Source organism: Flavobacterium sp. (assembly GCF_036782315.1).
Classification (GTDB): Bacteria; Bacteroidota; Bacteroidia; order Flavobacteriales; family Flavobacteriaceae; genus Flavobacterium.
In genome coordinates, this window is the sequence record NZ_DAIPZK010000012.1 from 51,956 (window position 1) to 73,275 (window position 21,320).

Sequence of the window (21,320 nt, forward strand, 5' to 3'; positions counted from 1 at the left end):
TTTATGAACGAATTTACCAATAACACAATCGATATTACCCAACTTCCAAAATTTGAAGAAGTACAATTAAAAGGTTTGAATCCGAAATACATAACGGTTTTACTTTTTAATTTTTCTTTGATTTTAATATTTGTAATTGTTGGTTTTTCAACTTTATTTTATTTAAAACAAGATGCTTTTTCGAATATTATTTGGATAGCAATTTTAGTTGGAATTGTATTGGTTTTAGCTGGATTGGTGGTTTTTGCTAAATTGAGTTTTCATAAAAAAGGTTACGCTTTTAGAGAGCATGATGCTATTTATAAATCGGGATTAATTTCAGAAACAACTACAATTATTCCTTTTAATAGAGTGCAGCATGTGGCTTTACATCAAGGATTTATCTCCCGAAAATTAGGTTTGGCTTCAATCGAATTATTTACTGCGGGTGGTAGTAGCTCCGATTTAGAAATTCCAGGTTTGCTTTTGTCTGATGCACAGATTATTAAAAATTTGGTTTCTCAAAAAATCAATCCGCCTAAACAAGTCGAGCCAATTGAAATAGCACCAACAGAAACTCCATTAACTGAAGAACATGAATAAATCAATTGATTTTTCTCAGCCGCAACGTCAATCGCTTCCAGGGATTTTAGTCATGTTTGCTAATTCCTTACAAAAAACTGTTCGTGCTTTGTGGCCCATGTTGTTAATATGGTTGGTAAAATTTGATTCTTTAAACAAATTTGTTTTTTTTGGAAGTGTTGCAGGTGTAGTGGTTTTGATAGGTATTATTTCGTATTTACAATATCTATTTTTTACCTTTCATATTGACGAAGAAAACGCAGAATTTGTAATTCAAAAAGGAGTGTTGAATAAAACCCGAATTACAATTCAATTGCATAAAATTCAACAGGTTAATATCAATCAAAGTTTAATTCAACGTTTGGTTGGTGTACATAAATTAGAGATTGATACCGCCGGAAGTGACAAAAAAGAAGCCTCTATTAGTGCCATTTCTCATAGTTTAGCAACCATATTAAAAGAAAGGTTAATCAATCATTCGCAATTAGAGACAACTGAGAATGAAGAAAAAATAATAGAAGAAGTAACTCCAATCTCTTTCATAAAAATAGGATTACCAAGTTTAATTAAAATTGGATTTACTTCAAACTACATAAAAAGTTTTGCATTAATATTTCTATTCTTCTCTACCATTATTGAAAATTTACAACAGTTAAACACAGAAGTTATAGATGAAGATAAGGTAACAAAGTATTTGGATACTTTACCCATTATCACTTCGGTTTTAATAGTAATAGGCTTTTTTATTGGACTTATTTTAGTAGTGAACCTATTTCGAACAATTCTCAAGTATTTTGATTTCACCATTCAAAAAAGTAAGCAATCCATTATTTTATCTTATGGACTTATTTCTACCAAAAACACGCTGTTAAATCCGAATAAAGTTCAGAAAATAAAAGTCACACAAAACTATTTTCAAAAGAAGTTAGATGTTACCACAATTGGAATTCATCAAGCTTCTAGTGACGTAGAAAAAGTAAAAGAAAAAGATCAAATTGAAGTTCCTGGTTGTACTGAAAACGAACGCGATGCTATTCTTAAATTGTTATTAGGGCAATTACCCCAAAAAGGAACAATGTTTTTGCCTAATTGGAGAAAATTAGCAGTAAATACGTTTTTCTTATTAGTTGTTCCCATTTTGATAACGCTATTTTTAAATTACCAAACAGAATTTGTAACTTGGAACGATTGGCTAATTTACACGTCATTTTTTTCCATTTTTGCTCTTATTATGTTGTGGTTTTCATTCAAAAATTATAGACTTTTTGTTTCTAATGATTTCATCATCAAACAAAATGGTGCATGGGATATCGATACTACTATTATAGAACCGTATAAAATTCAAGCCATTGAAACCCAACAATTTTTTTGGCAAAAAGCAACAAATATTGGTTCGGTAACCTTATCAACAGCAGGAGGAACTGTTAGTTTTACTACAGGAAATTATTCTGAAATTAAGCAACTGGTGAATTATTGGTTGTACGAAGTTGAAACTTGGGAAAAGAATTGGATGTGATGTACTTAGTTTCAAAATATATCATCATTTGTTTTGGGTTGTTTTTAATATACTCTGGATTTCTGATGTTTTTTAATCCTGAAAAAGCGAGAACTGTAATTGGTAAAGCCGGAAGTACATTTGCAATTAATTATGGAGAATTGATTATTCGTTTATTATTAGGAATAAGTTTTGTCATTACATCTAAAACGAATACTTATGAGCAATATTTCACCATTTTTGGTTACTTTTTAATCATTTCTGCAGTAATTTTGATGCTTATACCAATGAAAACGCATCATAAATTTTCAACAAAGGCTGCTGAGACATTAAAACCAATATACTTGAGAATTTGCGCTCCATTTTCAATAGGTTTTGGAATTTTGATACTGTTGGCAATTTTTAAATAACAATATATATATATAATGAAACACTGGATACAAGCTGCACGATTACGAACCTTACCACTTTCTGTTTCTGGAATTATCGTGGGAAGCGCTTATGCCTATCATCAAGGATTTTCCGATTGGAGAATTGTGGTTTTGGCGTTGTTAACTACGTTAGGATTACAAGTGTTGTCCAATTATGCTAACGATTATGGTGACGGCGTAAAAGGAACAGATTCGAATCGAATCGGAGAGAAACGCCTAGTAGCATCTGGAGTTATCACAGCCGAGCAAATGAAAAAAGCTGTAATTATTACAACAGTTCTGACTTTCATTATTGCTCTGTTATTGATTTATGTAGCTTTTGGAAAAGAGAATTTCGCATTGAGTTTGATATTTATCTTATTAGGAATCGGTTCTATCGGAGCAGCTATTAAATATACCGTTGGAAAAAGCGCTTACGGTTATAGCGGTTTTGGTGATGTGTTTGTATTTGTTTTCTTCGGATTGGTTTCGGTTGTTGGTTCTAACTTTTTGTTTACCCATTTTATCGATTGGAAATTATTCTTACCCGCAACCGCCATCGGATTATTAAGTGTAGCGGTACTGAATTTAAATAATATGCGCGACATTGAAAACGATAAAATTGCAGGAAAGAATACCTTGGTAGTAAAGATGGGATTGGAGAATGCGAAAAAGTATCATGAATTTTTAATATTAACTCCTTTTGTTTTGATGATACTATTTTCATTAGTCATAAAATTGAGTTTTTATGCCATGATACTTGTTTTTTTTATACTTGCAGTCCATTTAAAAACGATAAAAAAATCAAATAAATACGAAGACTTCGATCCAGAGTTGAAAAAAGTTGCTTTAAGTACATTTGCATTAAGTATGTTATTTTGGTTAACTTTAGTCTTTCTAAACTAATCACTATTTACTATTCACTTTTCACTAAAATAAAAACTATGAAAATCACATTTTACGGACACGCTTGTATCGGAATTGAAGTAAATGACGTTCACATTTTAGTGGACCCCTTCATTTCAGGAAATCCAAAGGCTTCTCATATTGATATCAATACATTAAAAGCGGATTATATATTGTTAACGCACGCGCATCAAGACCATATTTTAGATGTGGAAGCAATTGCAAAACGTACTGAAGCTGTTATTGTTTCTAACTATGAAATTGCCTCTCACTACGGAAATAAAGGGTTCAATTACCATCCGATGAATCATGGAGGAAGTTGGGATTTTGAGTTTGGAATGGTAAAATATGTAATTGCCCATCATACCTCTTCTTTTCCTGATGGAAGCTACGGAGGTCAACCTGGTGGATTTGTAATCGAGGGCGAACACAAAAATATCTACATAGCTGGAGATACCGCTTTAACTATGGATATGAAACTCATTCCAATGCGAACTAAATTAGATTTAGCAATTTTGCCAATTGGAAGCAACTTTACTATGGATGTGGAAGATGCCATTATTGCTTCTGATTTTATACAATGTGATAAAATTTTAGGCTATCATTTTGATACATTTGGTTACATAGAAATCAATCACGAAGAAGCAAAACGCAAATTTTTCGACAAAGGAAAAGATTTGATGTTATTAGAAATTGGTGAAAGTATTGAATTGTAAATTTGGTACAAAAATTGAATGGTTATTAAACACAATAGGCACATAGTATTTTTAGCCTATGTTTTCTATGTAAAGTATAACTCCCTAAAAAAAAGTACACAAAGTAGAACTATGATTCTATGTGTTTTAAAAAAAATAAAATGAACAAATTATTATATTTAGTATCTGCCGTATTGTTTTCAAGTTCAATTTTAGCTCAAAAAGATGGTTTTTGGGATAAAGAACGAGCAACCACAAAAGAAATAACACTTTCAGCCGGAAAACGCGCTTTAATTAAAACAGAAGATTTGCCTGTTGGAACTACCGAATTCGTCTATCGCATTACGATTTTAGATGAAACTCAAAAATTAACTTCTAGTTTGGTTTCGGTGTTGAAAGCCATTCCGGATCCTACCGGAATTAGTCAAGGTACTGCTGGTGCCATTCATTTAACTTCGGCTATTTCAGGTGATGATAAGTGTACGTATGCTTTGTTTCAAGAAGGTAATGCTGCTAATTTATTTTTAAAAGAAGGTAAAACGGAAAGAGCGTGTTGGGAACAAAAAGAAAAGGTCAATAAAGATGCCAAGTTAATCTCGTCTTCCTCGTTATGTTTGACCAATTTACCTAATTTATGGTTCGGATTTGAAAGTCAGAATTGGGTTATGAATCAAAAAATTATTTTAGAAGTGGTGCCTTGGGTCGATTATAAAGCTAGTAGAGGTTGGGATAAAACGGCTAAAAATGAAATTTTAGCTATAGCAAAAAAACTTCCAGTAACTTCAAAATTGACTAAAAAAGATCAATTTTACGCTGCTTTTATCGAAAATTTAACCAAAAAATATACTAACCGTGAGTTTAATCAAATGTTGACGGTAGAGAAGAATGGTGCTGTTGAAAGAATTACCGAGGAAAGTTTAAAAGAAACAGGTGAAGTAAAAGCTTATTACGATATCATTAGAGAGAAATCAAATGCAGCTTTTCAAAAAGGAAATTACGAAGAAGCCATTTCCATCATTTCAACAGAAATGTTTGCTAAAAACAAAGCTACTCCTATCGATTATCGTATCTTAGGAGATTATTATCTGTATTCAAAACAATTCACAAAAGCTGAGGAAACGTATAACAAAGGCATAAAATTAAACCCATCTGAAATTCATTTTCAATTGAATTTAGCACATGTTTATTTGTTCACAGATAGAATTTCAGAAGCTAAAACCATTCATAAAAAATTTACTCACGAAAGCTTATCTAATGGAAAAACATGGGTAATACAGACAAAATCTGATTTCAAAGAATTCGAAAAACACAGATTACCAACCGACAACTTCAAGAAAATCTTGAGAATCTTAGAATAATTCCAATTCAAACTTTTAAACTAATAAACGCCTAAACTTTTAACCTTACATTGAAAGCAACCTACAAAAAATACATCCTCAATTTCAAACGTCCAAGTGGCACTTCTCGCGGCATAATGACGGAGAAAGAAACTTGGTTTTTAATCTTAGAAGAAAATGGAAAAATTGGAATAGGAGAGTGTGGTATTTTACGAACGCTTTCCATTGACGATAGACCTGATTATGAAGAAAAATTGCAATGGGTTTGTCATAACATTCATTTAGGAAAAGATAAATTGTGGGATGAATTGATAGAGTTTCCTTCGATTCAATTTGGAGTAGAAATGGCTTTTTTGTCGTTGCAGTCGAAAACACCTTTCGATTTATTTCCTTCGGAATTTACAACTGGTAAAAAAAATATGTTAATCAACGGTTTGATTTGGATGGGCGAGGAGCACTTCATGAAAACTCAAATCGAAGAAAAGTTGGCACAAGGATTTTCATGTATTAAGTTGAAAATTGGTGCAATCGATTTTGAAAAAGAATTAGGTTTGTTGCGATTCATTCGTCAAAATTTTGATTCCAAAACCATCGAAATTCGAGTAGATGCGAATGGTGCTTTTAATTCAAATGAAGCTTTAAATAAATTAAAGCAATTAAATGAATTTGAATTACATAGCATTGAGCAACCAATAAAAACTAATCAACTCCAAGAAATGAAATTGCTTTGTCAACAAACACCTCTTCCTATTGCTTTAGACGAAGAGTTAATTGGTGTTTTTGGTATAGAAAAGAAACGAAAATTATTAGAAGAAATTCAACCCCAATACATCATATTAAAGCCAAGTTTAGTTGGTGGCTTCAAAGGAACTTTAGAATGGATTTCGATTGCAGAGAGTTTAAATATAGGTTGGTGGATAACTTCCGCATTAGAAAGCAACATTGGATTAAACGCAATTACCCAATTTACATTCACCTTACATAATCCTATGCCACAAGGTTTAGGAACAGGTAGTTTGTATACGAATAATTTCGATTGTCCATTGGAAATTGAAAATGGACATATCCAGTTTAATATCGATAAAAAATGGGATATATCCAATTTAGGAATTTCACTATAAATACAATAATTTTGCACTATTAATTTGGTTAAAGGAATAGTTTTAAAGTTCTCACAATCAAATTTTTACTTTTCACTTTTCACTTTTTACTTAAAAATATGTTTCGTTTAAAATTACCAACCGACCCAAGATGGGCCAACATAGCAGAAGGAAATTTAGAAGAAATTCTTACTGATCACGCTTGGTGTGAATTGAAAGCGTCTTCTAATGCCATTATGTTAATCAATATGTTGCCTGAGTTCACAGAAATTACTACAGAGTTAACAAAAATCGCGAAAGAAGAAATGGATCATTTTGAGCAAGTACATGAGATTATCAAAGCGCGTGGTTGGGTATTAGGGCGAGAACGAAAAGACAGTTATGTAAACGACTTATTCAAGTTTATGAAACCTGGAAATCGAAAGCATTTGATTGTGGAGCGTATGTTATTCGCCGCCATGATTGAAGCCAGAAGCTGCGAACGTTTTAAAGTGCTTTCTGATAATATAAAAGACGAAGAATTAGCGAAATTTTACAGAGAATTAATGATTTCAGAAGCCAATCATTATACGTCATTTTTGCAATTTGCTCACGAATTAGCTGAAGAAGGTTACGACGTTAAAAAACGTTGGGAAGAGTGGTTAGAATTTGAAGCAAAGGTAATTGCAAGCTATGGGAAATCAGAGACGATTCATGGATAAAAGTTTACAGTTTACAGTCTCAGTGTTCATTGACATACTGCGACTAAAAACTGCGACTGTCAACTATTCTTCGCTTCAATCCATTTACTCATATACTTCGTACTCTGTAAACTTTGATGTTGTAAAATTTGCCCAAAGAAATTTTGGTTTCTGTGTGTTTTCAAATTTTCTTGAAGATTTGCTACTTGATTCATGAAATCACTTTCAAATAATTCTTTTTTGAAACGGTTTTCAATGATTTCATAACCGTTTTTTTGAGCAGTTTCCCAAAGCGATTTATCGTTATACAATCTGACCGCTTTTTCTACAAAGTCATTTTCATCAGAGATAAATCCGTTCCAATCTAAACTTCCATTCATTCCTTCGGCGCCCATTTTTGTAGTTACAGAAGGTAATCCCAATTGCATAGCTTCAAATAATTTGCCTTTCAATCCTGCTCCGTAAGGAATAGGTGCTAATAAAACTCTTGCTTTCGAATATACATCTACAACACTTTCAGCTCTTCCTTTAATTAAGAAACCTTCTTTCTCGTTGTGCAATTGCTTAGCTTTTTCCGAAACATAAGCACCATAAATATGAATTTCGGCTTCGGGAAGTTGTTTTTTTATTGATTTCCAGTATTGCTTCAATTGTAAAACAGTTTGCCAATTAGGTTCATGTAAAAAATTGCCTATACTCACAAAATGATTTCGTTCTTCAAATGAAGGAACATTTGTTTTAATTTCTTCCGATAAAAATGGTAAATAATGTAAAAGAGAAAAGTCAATTTTGAAGGTTTCAGTAGCCAATTGCATCTCAAATTCTGAAATCAATAATGTTAAATCGCATCTGTAAATTGAAGCCAATTCTCGTTTGAAAACATCAGAAATATAATCGTCAAATACTAATTCACGATTTTGTTTGAAGGCTATTTCTCGTGCTTTTCTCAAAAAATGTAAATCTTCGGTATCTAAAATTCGTAAAGTATTTGGGCAATTTTCCATTACACGCCAGCCAAATTGTTCTTCAATCATAAATCGGTCAAAAAGCACCACATCTGGATTTAACGCTGTAATTTCTTTATCAAAACTGCTATCATTTAGTTGGATAGTTTTGGTTTGAACCGATATCAAACTCAAATCAAAGGAAAAATCGGACTTTGAAGCAGAACACAAAAACGTAATTACATACTCTTGCTTTTGGAATAGCGAAATGATTTGTAACATTCTGCTTCCTGCTGCTGTTGAATTGGGTTCTGGCCAAACGGCTCCAATGATTACTAAATGCTTCATAGAACAAAGATAGTTATATAGTTTTAGGTTTCAAGTTTCAAGTTCAAATTGAAAATTTAGAAGTAAATTTGCACTAATCACTAATAACTAATCATTTAAAAATGACTTTTTTTAAATTTTGCCCAAGTTGTGCTTCAACTCATTTTACATTTCCTGATAATCGCAGATTTTACTGTGAAGATTGTGGTTTTACGTATTATCATAACATTGCAGCTGCTGTTGCAATTGTTTTTACTTTTGAAGACAAAGTTTTGTTTACAGTAAGGAATGTAGACCCAGACAAGGGAAAATGGGATTTACCCGGTGGATTTATCGATCCAAATGAAACGGCTGAAGAAGCGGCTTGTAGAGAGATTAGAGAGGAGTTGGGATTGAATTTGCAGGCTTCGGATTTAAAGTATATTACGACTTCACCAAATAATTATTTGTACAAAAACGTGCCTTACAGAACGATGGATATTTTTTACGAATGTGAATTAACTTCCGATATTATCAAAGTGGAAGCAGAAGACGAAATTCAGGAATTAATTTGGGTCAAACGTTCAGAAATTGATTTGAATCAAATTGGTTTTGTTTCAATCAGAAAAGTGATAGGAGAAAAGTATTTGAAATAAAAAAGCTCTGCATTTGCAGAGCTTTTGTGACGTCGACAGGATTCAAACCTGTAACCTTCTGAGCCGTAATCAGATGCGCTATTCAGTTGCGCCACGACGCCGATTTTGTGAGTGCAAATATAGATATATTTGTGTAAATTGCAAACCCTAACAAGAAAAAAAGTAAATAAAAATGAACTTACAAAACTATATCCGTGATATTCAAGATTTTCCAAAACCAGGAATTGGCTTTAAAGATATAACTCCTTTATTAATTTCACCAGAAGCTACTGCTTTCTGCTTAGAAACATTGGTTAATTCGTTGCAAAATCAAAAAATAGATAAGGTAATAGGAGTAGAGAGTCGTGGTTTTTTCTTTGGAATTTTGTTGGCGCAAAAATTAAATGCTGGTTTTATTCCGGTTCGAAAACCTAAAAAATTACCTTTTGACACCATTAGCGCTTCTTATGAATTGGAATATGGTACTGATACTTTAGAAATGCATGTGGATGCAATTCAACCTGGTGATAAAATTTTAATTCACGATGACGTTTTAGCGACAGGAGGAACCGCAAAAGCCGTTTGTGAACTAGTAGAACAATTAGGTGGCGAAATTGTGCAAATGAATTTCCTAATGGAATTGTCGTTTTTAAATGGAAGAGAGAAGTTGAAAGGCAAGGAAATTTTTGCTGCTTTGACTTATTAACCCAAAGAATTAACCGTTACCCAATAACGATAAGCAATAATCGCTTTTTGCCATTTTTTGGCTTTGATAGGATCTAATCCTTGTTTGGTGAAACTCGGTAAAAGCGCTTTATTTAGCTTGGCTAATAGTTTGAACATCTTTTAAATTTTTGGCAAAGATATAAAAATAAAAAATCCCGATTCACTCGGGATTTTTTTGTTATTTCATATTTCCTTTTGATTTTGTTTTTTCCATTTCGGCCTTGGCTTTTTCCATTTCAGCTTTTGCCTTTTCCATTTCCGCTTTCATTTCGACTTTAGCTTTTTCCATTTCGGCTTTTGCTTTTTGCATTTCCGCTTTCATTTCCGCTCTCGCTTTCTTCATTTCAGCTTTACTCATTTCAATTTCTTTTTCAACTTCTTTCCATGAACCATCTTGGATAGTTTTGAAATTTCGCTTTTGAATTTCAATTGATTTTTTACCGTTATTGTTATTAACGTTTACTGATTCAATTTCTTCTCTTTCAACTTGGTCTAATTCTTCTTTTGTTGCTTTTTTACCATTAATGTAAATTTCTGTATTTTCAGGTAATCCAGAAGAATTTTTAGTTACAATTTTAATTTCTTTTTTGATATCGCCCTTTTTGACATCTACCGATTTGATTATTTTGGCATCTATTTTTTTCATTTCATCTTCAGAAATTATCTTTTCATCAAGATACACAATAGTTTTAGGTTCGTCTGAAATAATAGAATTTCCTTTGAAAATAATGATTTTTTTTCCGCTTTTTTCATCTTCGTTCATTTCGATAGCTCCGTCTAATTCCACGATTTTATCTTTCATTTCCCCTTTAGAATATTCTTTTCCATTAACGATGTAAATTGCTTCTTCATTATCTGATTTTTTGATTTCGATAGTTTGAGCATCGCTCCATTCTAGCTGATTTGCATTCATTTTTGCAAAAACAGTGGAAACGTTATTTCTATCAAAACCAATATTTCCTTTTCCGTTTTCATTCATTTCTTTAAAAAAACGAATTGGTTCAATAGCTTGATCTCCTTTAATTGAAATCTTTCCTGTTGTTTTATCACTATCTTCAAATTTAGCTTCTAATGCAATGATTTCTTTTTTTGCATTTCGTTTAATTTTTGAAATTTTTAAGTCGATATTATGCTCTTTTTTTAAGGCTTCAGTTTCTTCTTTTATTTGCGTATCAGTTGTATTTTTATCAATTACAAATTGAATTATTTTATTGGCAATTGATCTTGATATAGCCACTTCTTTCACTTGCGCTACCGTTTCAATTTGAAATAATAGCATAAAAACTACTAATAACGGAAGAATGGTAGCATACTTCCAAACATTCTTTTTGTTGGATTGATTTGTGTGTAACATAACGATTCGTTTTTTGATTAATGATTGATAAAATTGATTAGTAATACTTAAGTCGTGTTGATGAGTCACAACTTTTAATAAGGTTTTTTGATATTCGTATTTATTTTCGATTTGTTGAAAGGTTTCATTGTCGGCAATGAATTCTAAGTTTTGAAGCATGGCTTTTCGGTACAACCAAATAATTGGGTTTACCCAAAAGAAAGCACAAAATAGTTTTCCTAACAATACATCTAATGAATGTTTTTGCTTCACATGTATGCTTTCATGTGTTAGAATATGCTGGAATTCTTCATTAGAAAACCGATTTGGATTAATTACAATATAGTGAAAGAACGAAAATGGATTTTCGGTAGTAGTAGAATGAATTAAAACAAAATCCGATTCTTTTTGTTTGTGATGCAACTTAATTCTATTGAAAAACGAAATCAATTCAAAAATAATCTTCACTACAATTATCAATGAAATTACTAAGTAAGCAGTAGTTGCAATTAATGACCAATCTAAGGGATTTTCCTCAAATGTAACCGTAACCGTATTGTGGGTAATAGGAGTAATTTCATCGTAAAACTCTGGAATAGGAGCAGGTTCTACCCAAATGATTTTTGTAAAAGTAATTAAGGGTAATATCAGTGATATTAATAATCCGCTTATCAAATACCATCGATTTGAAGTAAAAAAAGTTTCTTTTCTTAGAAAAATAACGTACATCAAATAAAACAAAATGATCAGTCCGTTTGCTTTTATAAAATATAATAGTAGATTTTCCATACTATTTCTTTTTTTCAATTAGGGCTAAAATTTCTCGAAGTTCATCTGCCGAAATTTTTTCTTCTTCAGCAAAAAAAGAAACCAAATTTTTGTACGAACTATTGAAATAATTGTCAATAGCGGTATTCATAAATGCTTTTCTATACTCTTCAATTTTTACAATTGGATAGTACTGATGGGTTTTTCCGTACGCATTGTATCCAACATAACCTTTCTCTTCTAAATTACGAACAATAGTTGAAAGTGTATTGTAATGAGGTTTTTCGTCTGTTATTTCTTCCATGATGTCTTTTACAAAAGCTTTTTTAAGCTTCCATAAAATATGCATGATTTCTTCTTCTTTATTAGTGAGTTTTTGCATGACTTATCGTTTTGATAAATCAAAGATAAACTATTTTTTTAGTTATACAACTATTTTTATAGTTATTTAACTAAATTTTTAGTTTTTAAATATTTAATTATTTGTTTTTTACTACTTTAATTCTTGTAACAATACTATTGTTAGCTGACAAAACTAAAATACTATGGATTGAATTAACTTTCATGTTTTTGAAAAAACTGTAATTATTTTTTACAATTTCACCATCAAATTCAACGATTAAATTACTTAAAGGTGAACTAGCGTAGTTAGGTATTTTGATGTATTTTTGATTAATAACATAACGATATTGATTCTTGAGCTTTAAAATGATAGTTTCCTCTCCAGTAGATAAAGTCTTGATTTCTTTTTCTTGCCCGAAACTTACAATTGAGATAAATAAGAATAATACAATATATTTTTTCATAAGTAAATACTTTATTGTAAATATAATAACTTTTATTTACAATTCTCTAACGGGTTCTTTTTCAACTAATTTAATTACCCAAACAAAAAGTAGTACTCCGATAACACCGAGTGTTCCCATAAAAAACCAATTGGTTTGATAGTTGAATAAATCAATAATTTCCATTCCTGTTTTTGCACTTAAAATATGAGCCAAACTATAGCTCATAGTAAAAATTGCCATGTAACGTCCTTCATGACCTATAGGAGCACGACTCATAGCAAAAGAGTTAGAGAAAGGAAAAGCAAACATTTCAGCAAACGTCATGAAAATCATCATGATAATTAAAATTCCAGCCCAATTATTTATTAAGAGCAAGTACAAACTAATTGCCATTGCCAAGCAACCATAGGTGATAATTTTTAATTTATTGATTTTATGTTTTTCAATATAACTAACAATTGGCATTTCTAAAAAGAAAACCAAAACACCGTTTAGAGTAAGTAATAAACCCGTTTGAAATTCGGATAAATTGAATTGCTCTTTGTGATATAATGGAATGGTTGTAAATAATTGGAAGAATAAAATTCCTGTGATTAAAGTACCAGTTAAGAAAATCCAAAACGGTTTATCTTTAAAAACAGAATGGGTTAAAACTTCTCCAGGATTTTCTTTGTCAATAAATTTTGATTTTTTCTTTTCTTTTACCTTGATCCAGAATATTAAAATGGCTAAGATACAAGTGGCGCCATCCACCCAAAATAAACCTTTATAGCCTACGCTCATAATTAACAATCCACCAAGAGCCGGACCAGCAGCGAATCCTAAATTAATGGCTAATCTAACTAATGTTAAAGCGCGTGTTCTATTTTCAGGTTTTGCATAAGCGCCTAATGAAACAAACATAGCTGGTCTAAACATATCGGCCACTACCATAATCAAGAACATGGCAACGAGTAAACCTTCAAAACTTGTTACAAACTGTAATCCAAAAAAAGCTACTCCACTCGTTAGTAAGCTAAAAATCATGATTTTATAAAATCCGATTTTGTCTGATAATTTTCCGCCTAACCACGAACCTAAAATAGAACCAAATCCAAAACTTACCATAATCCATCCTACTTGGCTATAAGAAAAATGCAAATCTTCTTTCAAGTATTTCGACAAGAAAGGAAGTACCATTGTTCCGGCACGATTAATGAAAGTTATTAAAGTAAGTATCCAAATTTCGCGAGAAAATCCTCTGAAATTATCGATATATTTGTGGAAAGCGCGTTTTAACATGATTCAATATCTGAAGCAAAATTACGAAAGGTTTCACCAATAAAATGTTATAGAAATTATATATTTTTGTAAAAAATGAATCACATGAAATCGCCACTAATTAAAAGTTTGCGTAAGCAAACACCAATAATAAAAAGGCGATACCATATGTTACCGCTAAAAAATAAAATTTAAACATATGAAACAACTTTTGATTTTTTTATTCTGTTCGGCTATTACGTTTGCTCAAAAAGACTTGACTTCAGCTGAAAAATTTCAAGCGGAACTAAATCAAAGTTTTTCAGATTCATTAAAAAGTCCTTTAATGAAAGAGGATTTTAAAGATTTTAAGGGTTTAGATTTCTTTCCTCTGAATGAGAAGTTTATTGTAGAAGCTACTTTTGTTAGAACTAAGAGAGAAAAATCTTTTGCCATGAAAACTACAACATCAAGAACTCCATTATATGTAAAATATGGTGAACTTATCTTTTCAATAGACGGTAAAGAATTCAAATTAAACGTTTATAAGAATATCGATCTATCAACTAAACCTGGCTATAAAGATTATTTGTTTTTACCTTTTTCTGATTTAACTTGTGGGAAAGAAAGTTATATTGGCGGAAGATATGTTGATATGAGAATTCAAAAAGGCAAAAAATGGATTATCGATTTCAATAAAGCTTACAATCCGTATTGTGCTTATAATTACAAATATTCGTGTCCGATTGTCCCATTAGAAAATGATTTGGATATCGAAATCTTAGCTGGAGTAAAGAAATTTCATGACTAAATTCATCAACTTACATACACACCATTATTCCAATCTCTCTGATGTTATTGAAGTTGTCAATCAATATCCGTGGGAATTTGATGAAAATATCCCAAGCTATTCTATCGGAATTCATCCTTGGTACATTGATGAAAATCGTTTGGAAACTGACTTAGAAATTATTAAACAAAAACTGCAATTAAAGGAGTGTTTAGCTTTGGGCGAATGTGGTTTAGATAAGAGAATAGAAATTTCAATCGAGTTGCAAATATCCGTTTTCAAAAAGCAACTAGAATTGGTAATGCAATCTAATAAACCCATTGTTTTGCATTGTGTAGCCGCATATGACGAAGTGATTGCGATAAAAAAAGAAATGAAAATAAAGAATCCAATGATTATTCACGGATTTTCTAAAAATGAGCAAGTAGCACAATCGTTATTTAAAAACGGTTTTTACTTGTCGTTTGGAAAATACTTACTTCGATCCCGAAACTTCGGGACAGATTTAGAAAAAGTATTTACCTTTGCACCCGAAAATCAAATTTTATTGGAAACCGATACTATTGAAGAATCTATTTATCAAGTGTATGAAAAAGCTGCTTCAGTAAAAGGAATTTCGGTTGATGAAATGAAGGCGATTATTTTCAATAATTTTTCAACAGTTTTTAATCCTAAATAATAAACTAAAAAAAACATTTACAATGGCAAAGTGGAAAGAAAGAGCAGTATTGTTATTTAAAGAAGAAGGGATTCAACGATTAGAAAACGCAAATGTTTTGGTAGTTGGATTAGGCGGAGTAGGAAGTTTTGCTGCCGAATTTTTAGCACGCGCAGGAGTAGGAAAAATGACAATTGTAGATGGTGATGTGGTAGATATTACGAATATTAATCGTCAATTACCAGCTTTACACAGTACTGTAGGGGAGCCAAAAGTAAAAATTGTGGGTGATCGATTGATGGATATTAATCCCGATTTAAAATTAACGCGAATCCAAGAATTTTTATCACCAGAACGTGCTTTTGAATTAGTTACTCCTGACTTTGATTATGTTTTAGATTGTATTGATAGTTTAACACCAAAAATTAATTTGATTGTAGCTTGCAAACGCAAAAAAGTGAAAGTGATAAGTAATATGGGTGCAGGAGGAAAGTTTGAAGCAGAAAAAGTACGTGTAAAAGACATCAGTAAAACCGATTATTGTCCTTTAGCAAAACAAGTAAGAAAGCGTTTAAAATTAGAAGGTATTTCGAGTGGGGTTAAAGTAGTTTACTCTTATGAACGACCTGATTATGATAGTGTAAAAATGACAGATGGGTCAAACTTTAAAAAGTCATTCTACGGAACGAACAGTTGGATGCCCGCATTATTTGGTTTGCATGCGGCAGAAACCGTTGTAAAACATTTGATAGGAAAACATAAATAAAAAATATCCCGATTGAAAGTCGGGATATTTTTTATTCAGTGGGTTTAGTTTTGTTTTCGGTTGAAGTTGTTGTTCTTTCTTCTGTAGTTTCTGTTTTAGGTTTAGATACCACAACTTTTTTCTTAACAGGAACATAAATTTCAGTTACCCAGTTAGATGGTTTACGTTCTTTTGGTAAACTTACTTTATATACTTCAACAAATTTTCCATTGATGTTGTCTTCCGTTAATCTTTTTTGTTTTACATATTTTCGAGCTTTTTCCCAAGCTTCTTTTCTATGTGAATAATCTCCTTTTAAAACAACTTTTGCTGCTAAGAATTCATCAAAATGGCCACCTGAAATCTCACTTCCAGACGTCGTTAAAATTTCTTCTTCTACAGGAACACACATGGCAAAAATAATTTCTTTCTCATTGTCGCTAATGCTTTCATAAGTAATAAAAGGTAAACCCACAATTTTGATTTCGTTTTTATCAACAAATGCCATCATGTTTTGTAGCATATTCTTTGATACTCTGTGAAAATCGGTTAATGAGCAAGTATCAATTTGTTGAATATAATTGGTTGCGTGTTTGGTTACCAATCCACTAATTGTGATTTTATAAGTGGTTAATTCTTTTACTAAGTAAGAATCAATGTTATTTAAACCTTCATCTAGTTTGTTACCAATAACTTTATCAACCCCTCCTTGAATAACACTAAGCATTTTTAAATTAAAATCGAGTTTTCCTTTTAACTCCCAAGTTACCAAAGCTCCTTTTTTTGTTTTTTGAAAACGCATAAAAGATTCATTTTTCTCTCCCGAAATCGATATGGTTTGAAAAATAGTATCAGAAGCTATTGTTTTTTTATCACTAAAAATGGTATTGGTTTTATCCCAAGGATTCCAATCTTCAAGAGAAGTACTATCTGAAACAAAGTTAAAAACAATATCCTTAGAAGCATTTATTTCTTTTGTACGAACAATTTTATAATCACTCTGTTGTGTGGCAACAAAAACTACAAATGCCACGCTAAATAGAAGTAATAAAAGAAGTATGTATTTTAAAATTCTCATTGAGGCTTGAATTTGATTATCAAAAGTAAGAAAATTAATCTTTCATAAGCACTTTAATTACAAAGAGTAATCCAATAAACACTAAAAAACAAATGAAAACCCAATATGTTCCTTTATAAAATGGTTTCATTTGTTTTAAATCTTTACGGTATACCAATATCATTGTGGTTACAAAAGCGATAACAAAGAAAATAGCAAAATAAATTTGACCTGTTGAAAACATATTGAAAATTTTTACAAAAGTAATAATTTAATACTATCTAATTTTTTAAATTTATTCAAATTTATAATATAAGTTATGCAAAAACAATTAAAAGCAGTAAGAATATTTCACGAAACTTATGGATTAGGTGTTAGTGAAGAAATGAAAGCCGATTTAGGGGCTTTAAAAAATGAACTTCGTTTTAATTTAATGAAAGAAGAAAATGAGGAATATTTAGAAGCGGTTCAAAATAATGATATTATTGAAGTTGCTGATGCTTTAGGCGATATGTTGTATATATTGTGTGGAACAATTTTAGAACATGGTTTGCAACATAAAATTGAAGAGGTTTTTGATGAAATCCAGCGTTCTAATATGAGCAAACTAGGAGAAGATGGAAAACCTATTTACAGAGAAGACGGAAAGGTAATGAAAGGACCAAATTATTTCAAGCCTAATTTTGAAGAGATATTAAAATAGTCACAATTCCCAGTCACAGTTATCGGTATATGATTTTACTGATAACTGCGACTGCAACTGTATATTATATCTTAACCGTCCAACCGAAAGTATCTTCGGCTAATTTATATTGAATGTTAGTCAATTTTTCTTTGATTTCCAATGCCATAGAATTTTCTAATTTAGGTAATTCATAATAATGGTCTTGGAATGAAAATCCTACAATAGGATTAATCACCGCTGCTGTTCCTGCTCCAAAAATTTCTTTTAACGAACCATTTTTAGCAGCTTCTACAATTTCTTCAACTAAAACAGGACGAACTTCTACGTTGATATTTTCTCTTTTTGCTAACTCAATAACACTTTTACGTGTTACTCCGTCTAAGATTCTTTCACTTGTAGGCGCTGTATATAAAGTATCATTAATTCTGAAGAAAACATTCATAGTTCCTGCTTCTTCAAGTTTGGTATGTGTAGCGTCATCTGTCCAAATGATTTGTTGGAAACCTTGCTCGTTAGCTAATTTAGTTGGGTAAAATTGAGCTGAATAATTTCCTGCAGCTTTTGCGGCACCAATTCCTCCGTTAGCGGCTCTACTGTAATGTTCTGCAATAATTACTTTTACTTCTCCAGAATAATAAGCACGAGCAGGAGATAAAATAATCATGAAACGATATTCTTGGGATGGAGCAGCAATTACACCATGTCCAGTTGCAATCATAAAAGGACGGATGTATAAAGTATTTCCTTTTCCTTTTTTAACCCATTCTTTTTCAATTTCTAACAAACGGTGCAAACCTCCCAAGAAAATGTCTTCTGGAACTTCTGGCATTGCCATTCTGGTTGCACTTTTGTTAAAACGGTGAAAGTTTTCATCAGGTCTAAATAACCAAACATCATCTTGTTGATCTTTATATGCTTTCATGCCTTCAAAAATGGCTTGTCCATAATGAAATACTTTAGCAGAAGGATCAATCATGAAAGGAGCATAAGGTTCTATAACAGGTTTTTGCCATGCTCCATCTACATAATCACATACCAACATGTGGTCTGTAAAAACGTTACCAAAAGTTAGGTTTTCAAAATCAACCTCGTTGATTTTTGAATGAGGAGCCGAAATAATTTCAATTTCGCTTAAAGTTTTTAATTCCATTATGGTCAAACTGTTATAATTTATGATTTTGTATAATCAACAAAATTTGTGTTGATTTTTACGTAATGGTTGCAAATTTAATAAAAAATAGCCTATCTAATTATGTTTTAAAAAATAATTATTAACACTAAATTTGATAGTAAAATATTGATTTCCTTTGATATATTTTTTTTATCAATAATTTACATTTAATTTTTTTTTCCATACTTGTGATTTTATTTCATTCATGACTTTAAAAAAAATGTTTAAATTTGTTGCTTAATAATTAAAATCATGAGAAAAATAAAACCCTATTTATCAATTCTTGTTATCTTGTTTTCACTTCAAATTGTAGCTCAAAAAACTTCAAAATCTAATACTCAGGACTTATCTGGATATGCTTTGTTTGGAGAAAAATTTACTGTTACAAAAGTATTGTCTAAAGAAGAAATGTTGAAAAAGTATAAGAATCTTAAAAAAGGAGATTCTATTCCAGTACAATTTAAATCAACAATTAATTCGGTTTGCAAGAAAAAGGGTTGTTGGATGAAATTAGATTTGGGTAAAGGAGAATCATCATTTGTTAAATTTAAAGATTACGGTTTTTTTGTTCCACTAAATGCAGATGGTAAAGAAGTTATTGTAAAAGGATACGCTTTTGTTGATGTAGTTACAGTAGAGGAATTAAAACATTTTGCTAAAGATGCAGGAAAATCAAAGGAAGAAATAGCAAAAATCACTAAGCCTGAAACAACGTATTCATTTACTTCAACTGGAGTATATGTAAAAAAATAACAGATGAAATTATCCAAAATATTTTTATTATTTATTTTCTTTGGAATAGTCGCTTGTCAAAACAAAGAACAAGTTGAAATCAAAGAGAATGTGGTTGAAAAATCAGTGGATTCTACAAAAAATGACGAATTTGAAATGTACGAAATGTCAGAAATGGCGGCGCTTATGGAGCAAATGTATGTGGATAATCAACGTTTAAAAGATCGAATCATAAAAGGAGATACAATTGGTAAGTTTCCACAACATTTTATTAAAATTCATAAAGCTGTGATGACTGATGAGCATGATAAAGATGCTTTTTTTGATGAACAAGCTGCTAAATTTATCAAAGCTCAGGAATTGATTTATCAAGATCCAAAAAATGCTAAAAAGCATTTTAATAACGGAGTTGACGCTTGTATTCAGTGTCATCAAGTAAAATGTAGTGGTCCAATTCCAAGGATTAAAAAGTTATATATTAAATAAGAAATAAAGGGTTGATTTTTTAACCCTTTTTTTATGTTATGAAGCGCGAAATAATTATCACTAACGACGGTTCTACTACAATTCGAATCCCAGATTGGGATGAGAACTATCATTCTACACATGGTGCAATTCAAGAAGCAAAACATGTTTTTATTAAAAATGGATTGGATTTATTTCAAAACAAAAACTCCATTTCTATTTTAGAAATTGGCTTTGGTACAGGTTTGAATGCATTTATTACTTTTTTAGAAACTATCGATAAAGAAAAAGTAAATTACGTTGGAGTAGAAGCATATCCTGTTTCCAGTGAAGAAATTGCTTTAATGAATTACGTTTCAGAATTAAAAGCTGAAAAACATCAAACTATTTTTGATAAAATGCATTCTTGCGATTGGGAAAACATACAAACTATTTCTCACAATTTTTACTTAACCAAAAGAAAACAGTTTTTTCAAGATATCGAAGATGTAAATCAATACGATTTAATATATTTTGATGCTTTTGGTTTTCCATTACAACCTGAATTGTGGAGTGAAATTATTTTTAAGAAAATGTATGAGGCACTTTTGTCAAAAGGAACTTTGGTTACATATGCTTGTCGTTCATCAATTAAAAATGCGATGCTAAGTGCCGGGTTTTCAATTGAAAAACTACCTGGAGCTCCAGGAAAACGTGAAATGTTACGAGCTACAAAAAATGAATGATTTTTTTCATAAACTATGAATTTAATAAAATTTTAGCATTTTTTTTATTAACTATTTTATTTTTAAAACATTTTTTTAATTATCTTTACAACAAGTTCTTACCCCTAGTCTAACCAATAAAACTAGAAAAAATATGTCAAGACCTATGTTTTCTTACACTAAGTCTATTTTAGAACGAGTAAGTTTTGACGCAAAATTATTTTGCAAAGAATTAGAAAAGGCAATGCGAGTACTGCTTCCTTATGAAATTGATCAATTAAGAGAGTGGTTACTTCAATTTACTAAAGAAAAGCCTGAACTAAGGCAATGTTTAATCTACATTAACTAAAAATAAAAAGTCCCGCTAAACGGGACTTTTGTATTATTAAA

At 31.0% G+C, this 21,320-nt stretch carries 26 protein-coding genes and 1 tRNA gene; 18 read left to right on the forward strand and 9 right to left on the reverse strand.

The genetic code is table 11. The features are described from left to right. The first annotated feature begins 3 nt into the window (after positions 1-3). The 8 genes from V7P59_RS10670 (at position 4) to V7P59_RS10705 (ending at position 7,205) form a co-directional block, all read left to right on the forward strand. On the forward strand, positions 4-582 hold the full coding sequence (locus V7P59_RS10670) for a PH domain-containing protein (protein ID WP_333810146.1): 579 nt from the start codon (positions 4-6) through the stop codon (positions 580-582). Then, on the forward strand, positions 575-2,077 hold the full coding sequence (locus V7P59_RS10675; RefSeq protein WP_333810147.1) for a PH domain-containing protein: 1,503 nt from the start codon (positions 575-577) through the stop codon (positions 2,075-2,077). The genes V7P59_RS10670 and V7P59_RS10675 overlap by 8 nt, the downstream gene beginning before the upstream one ends. Then, positions 2,056-2,466 carry a hypothetical protein gene (locus V7P59_RS10680; RefSeq protein ID WP_333810148.1) on the forward strand — a complete coding sequence of 137 codons (411 nt, stop codon included), beginning with the start codon at positions 2,056-2,058 and terminating at the stop codon, positions 2,464-2,466. Before V7P59_RS10675 ends, V7P59_RS10680 begins: the two co-directional genes overlap by 22 nt. A 15-nt stretch (positions 2,467-2,481) precedes the next feature. Next, positions 2,482-3,372, forward strand: a complete 891-nt coding sequence (menA, locus tag V7P59_RS10685) for a 1,4-dihydroxy-2-naphthoate octaprenyltransferase (RefSeq protein ID WP_333810149.1) — start codon at positions 2,482-2,484, stop codon at positions 3,370-3,372. 38 nt (positions 3,373-3,410) lie between these two features. Then, positions 3,411-4,088, forward strand: coding sequence for a metal-dependent hydrolase (locus tag V7P59_RS10690; RefSeq protein WP_333810150.1), 678 nt, complete (start codon positions 3,411-3,413; stop codon positions 4,086-4,088). A 140-nt stretch (positions 4,089-4,228) separates the two neighbouring features. Beyond that, positions 4,229-5,425, forward strand: a complete 1,197-nt coding sequence (locus V7P59_RS10695) for a tetratricopeptide repeat protein (protein WP_333810151.1) — start codon at positions 4,229-4,231, stop codon at positions 5,423-5,425. A 50-nt stretch (positions 5,426-5,475) separates the two neighbouring features. Continuing rightward, entirely contained in the window at positions 5,476-6,525 is a 1,050-nt protein-coding gene (locus V7P59_RS10700) for an o-succinylbenzoate synthase (protein ID WP_333810152.1), read from the forward strand. A 98-nt stretch (positions 6,526-6,623) separates the two neighbouring features. Further along, entirely contained in the window at positions 6,624-7,205 is a 582-nt protein-coding gene (locus tag V7P59_RS10705; protein WP_333810153.1) for a tRNA-(ms[2]io[6]A)-hydroxylase, read from the forward strand. 59 nt (positions 7,206-7,264) lie between these two features. On the opposite strand, the gene V7P59_RS10710 is transcribed toward V7P59_RS10705, so the two are convergent. Beyond that, positions 7,265-8,476 carry a glycosyltransferase family 4 protein gene (locus tag V7P59_RS10710; RefSeq protein WP_333810154.1) on the reverse strand — a complete coding sequence of 404 codons (1,212 nt, stop codon included), beginning with the start codon at positions 8,474-8,476 and terminating at the stop codon, positions 7,265-7,267. A 101-nt stretch (positions 8,477-8,577) separates the two neighbouring features. Here V7P59_RS10710 and V7P59_RS10715 point away from each other — a divergent pair, with 101 nt between their 5' ends. Then, complete coding sequence (locus V7P59_RS10715; protein WP_333810155.1) at positions 8,578-9,090, forward strand: NUDIX hydrolase; 513 nt, start codon at positions 8,578-8,580, stop codon at positions 9,088-9,090. Positions 9,091-9,117: 27 nt separating this feature from the next. Here the strand turns inward: V7P59_RS10715 and V7P59_RS10720 are convergent. Further along, positions 9,118-9,191 (reverse strand) — tRNA-Arg (locus V7P59_RS10720). Between the two features lie 71 nt (positions 9,192-9,262). Here V7P59_RS10720 and V7P59_RS10725 point away from each other — a divergent pair. Next, a complete protein-coding gene (locus tag V7P59_RS10725) occupies positions 9,263-9,775 on the forward strand; it encodes an adenine phosphoribosyltransferase (RefSeq protein ID WP_333810156.1) in 513 nt (170 codons plus the stop codon). On the opposite strand, the gene V7P59_RS10730 is transcribed toward V7P59_RS10725, so the two are convergent. From V7P59_RS10730 to V7P59_RS10750, 5 genes are all read right to left on the reverse strand, one after another. Next, positions 9,772-9,912: an SsrA-binding protein gene (locus V7P59_RS10730; protein ID WP_333810157.1), complete on the reverse strand. Its 141-nt coding sequence runs from the start codon at positions 9,910-9,912 to the stop codon at positions 9,772-9,774. The genes V7P59_RS10725 and V7P59_RS10730 overlap by 4 nt on opposite strands. A gap of 61 nt (positions 9,913-9,973) precedes the next feature. Further along, a complete protein-coding gene (locus tag V7P59_RS10735; protein ID WP_333810158.1) occupies positions 9,974-11,917 on the reverse strand; it encodes a M56 family metallopeptidase in 1,944 nt (647 codons plus the stop codon). A 1-nt stretch (position 11,918) separates the two neighbouring features. Continuing rightward, positions 11,919-12,278, reverse strand: a complete 360-nt coding sequence (locus V7P59_RS10740) for a BlaI/MecI/CopY family transcriptional regulator (RefSeq protein ID WP_333810159.1) — start codon at positions 12,276-12,278, stop codon at positions 11,919-11,921. A 97-nt stretch (positions 12,279-12,375) separates the two neighbouring features. Continuing rightward, complete coding sequence (locus V7P59_RS10745; protein WP_333810160.1) at positions 12,376-12,702, reverse strand: hypothetical protein; 327 nt, start codon at positions 12,700-12,702, stop codon at positions 12,376-12,378. 36 nt (positions 12,703-12,738) lie between these two features. Continuing rightward, the gene (locus tag V7P59_RS10750; protein WP_333810161.1) at positions 12,739-13,965 is read right to left on the reverse strand and encodes an MDR family MFS transporter; all 1,227 of its coding nucleotides are present in this window, start codon (positions 13,963-13,965) and stop codon (positions 12,739-12,741) included. 178 nt (positions 13,966-14,143) lie between these two features. On the opposite strand from V7P59_RS10750, the gene V7P59_RS10755 reads away from it, so the two are divergent. Genes V7P59_RS10755 through V7P59_RS10765 form a run of 3 tightly spaced genes read left to right on the forward strand, consistent with a single transcriptional unit; the run spans position 14,144 to position 16,137 of the window. Continuing rightward, entirely contained in the window at positions 14,144-14,734 is a 591-nt protein-coding gene (locus V7P59_RS10755) for a DUF1684 domain-containing protein (RefSeq protein WP_333810162.1), read from the forward strand. Beyond that, on the forward strand, positions 14,727-15,392 hold the full coding sequence (locus tag V7P59_RS10760) for a TatD family hydrolase (protein WP_333810163.1): 666 nt from the start codon (positions 14,727-14,729) through the stop codon (positions 15,390-15,392). The genes V7P59_RS10755 and V7P59_RS10760 overlap by 8 nt, the downstream gene beginning before the upstream one ends. A 22-nt stretch (positions 15,393-15,414) precedes the next feature. Beyond that, the gene (locus V7P59_RS10765) at positions 15,415-16,137 is read left to right on the forward strand and encodes a tRNA threonylcarbamoyladenosine dehydratase (RefSeq protein ID WP_333810164.1); all 723 of its coding nucleotides are present in this window, start codon (positions 15,415-15,417) and stop codon (positions 16,135-16,137) included. Positions 16,138-16,168: 31 nt separating this feature from the next. Here V7P59_RS10765 and V7P59_RS10770 read toward each other — a convergent pair whose 3' ends face one another. Further along, positions 16,169-17,194, reverse strand: coding sequence for a GyrI-like domain-containing protein (locus V7P59_RS10770; RefSeq protein WP_333810165.1), 1,026 nt, complete (start codon positions 17,192-17,194; stop codon positions 16,169-16,171). Between the two features lie 298 nt (positions 17,195-17,492). On the opposite strand from V7P59_RS10770, the gene V7P59_RS10775 reads away from it, so the two are divergent. After that, a complete protein-coding gene (locus V7P59_RS10775) occupies positions 17,493-17,876 on the forward strand; it encodes a nucleoside triphosphate pyrophosphohydrolase family protein (RefSeq protein ID WP_333810166.1) in 384 nt (127 codons plus the stop codon). A gap of 64 nt (positions 17,877-17,940) precedes the next feature. Here the strand turns inward: V7P59_RS10775 and V7P59_RS10780 are convergent, their stop codons facing one another. Further along, positions 17,941-19,008: a branched-chain amino acid aminotransferase gene (locus V7P59_RS10780; RefSeq protein WP_333810167.1), complete on the reverse strand. Its 1,068-nt coding sequence runs from the start codon at positions 19,006-19,008 to the stop codon at positions 17,941-17,943. Between the two features lie 273 nt (positions 19,009-19,281). Between V7P59_RS10780 and V7P59_RS10785 the strand changes: the two genes are divergently transcribed. The 4 genes from V7P59_RS10785 to V7P59_RS10800 all read left to right on the forward strand — a co-directional run bounded on the left by V7P59_RS10785 (position 19,282) and on the right by V7P59_RS10800 (position 21,279). Next, entirely contained in the window at positions 19,282-19,782 is a 501-nt protein-coding gene (locus V7P59_RS10785; protein WP_333810168.1) for a DUF4920 domain-containing protein, read from the forward strand. Positions 19,783-19,785: 3 nt separating this feature from the next. After that, positions 19,786-20,247 carry a hypothetical protein gene (locus V7P59_RS10790; protein WP_333810169.1) on the forward strand — a complete coding sequence of 154 codons (462 nt, stop codon included), beginning with the start codon at positions 19,786-19,788 and terminating at the stop codon, positions 20,245-20,247. Between the two features lie 38 nt (positions 20,248-20,285). Then, positions 20,286-20,951, forward strand: a complete 666-nt coding sequence (mnmD, locus tag V7P59_RS10795) for a tRNA (5-methylaminomethyl-2-thiouridine)(34)-methyltransferase MnmD (RefSeq protein ID WP_333810170.1) — start codon at positions 20,286-20,288, stop codon at positions 20,949-20,951. 133 nt (positions 20,952-21,084) lie between these two features. Continuing rightward, entirely contained in the window at positions 21,085-21,279 is a 195-nt protein-coding gene (locus V7P59_RS10800) for a hypothetical protein (RefSeq protein WP_333810171.1), read from the forward strand. Positions 21,280-21,320: the final 41 nt, after the last annotated feature.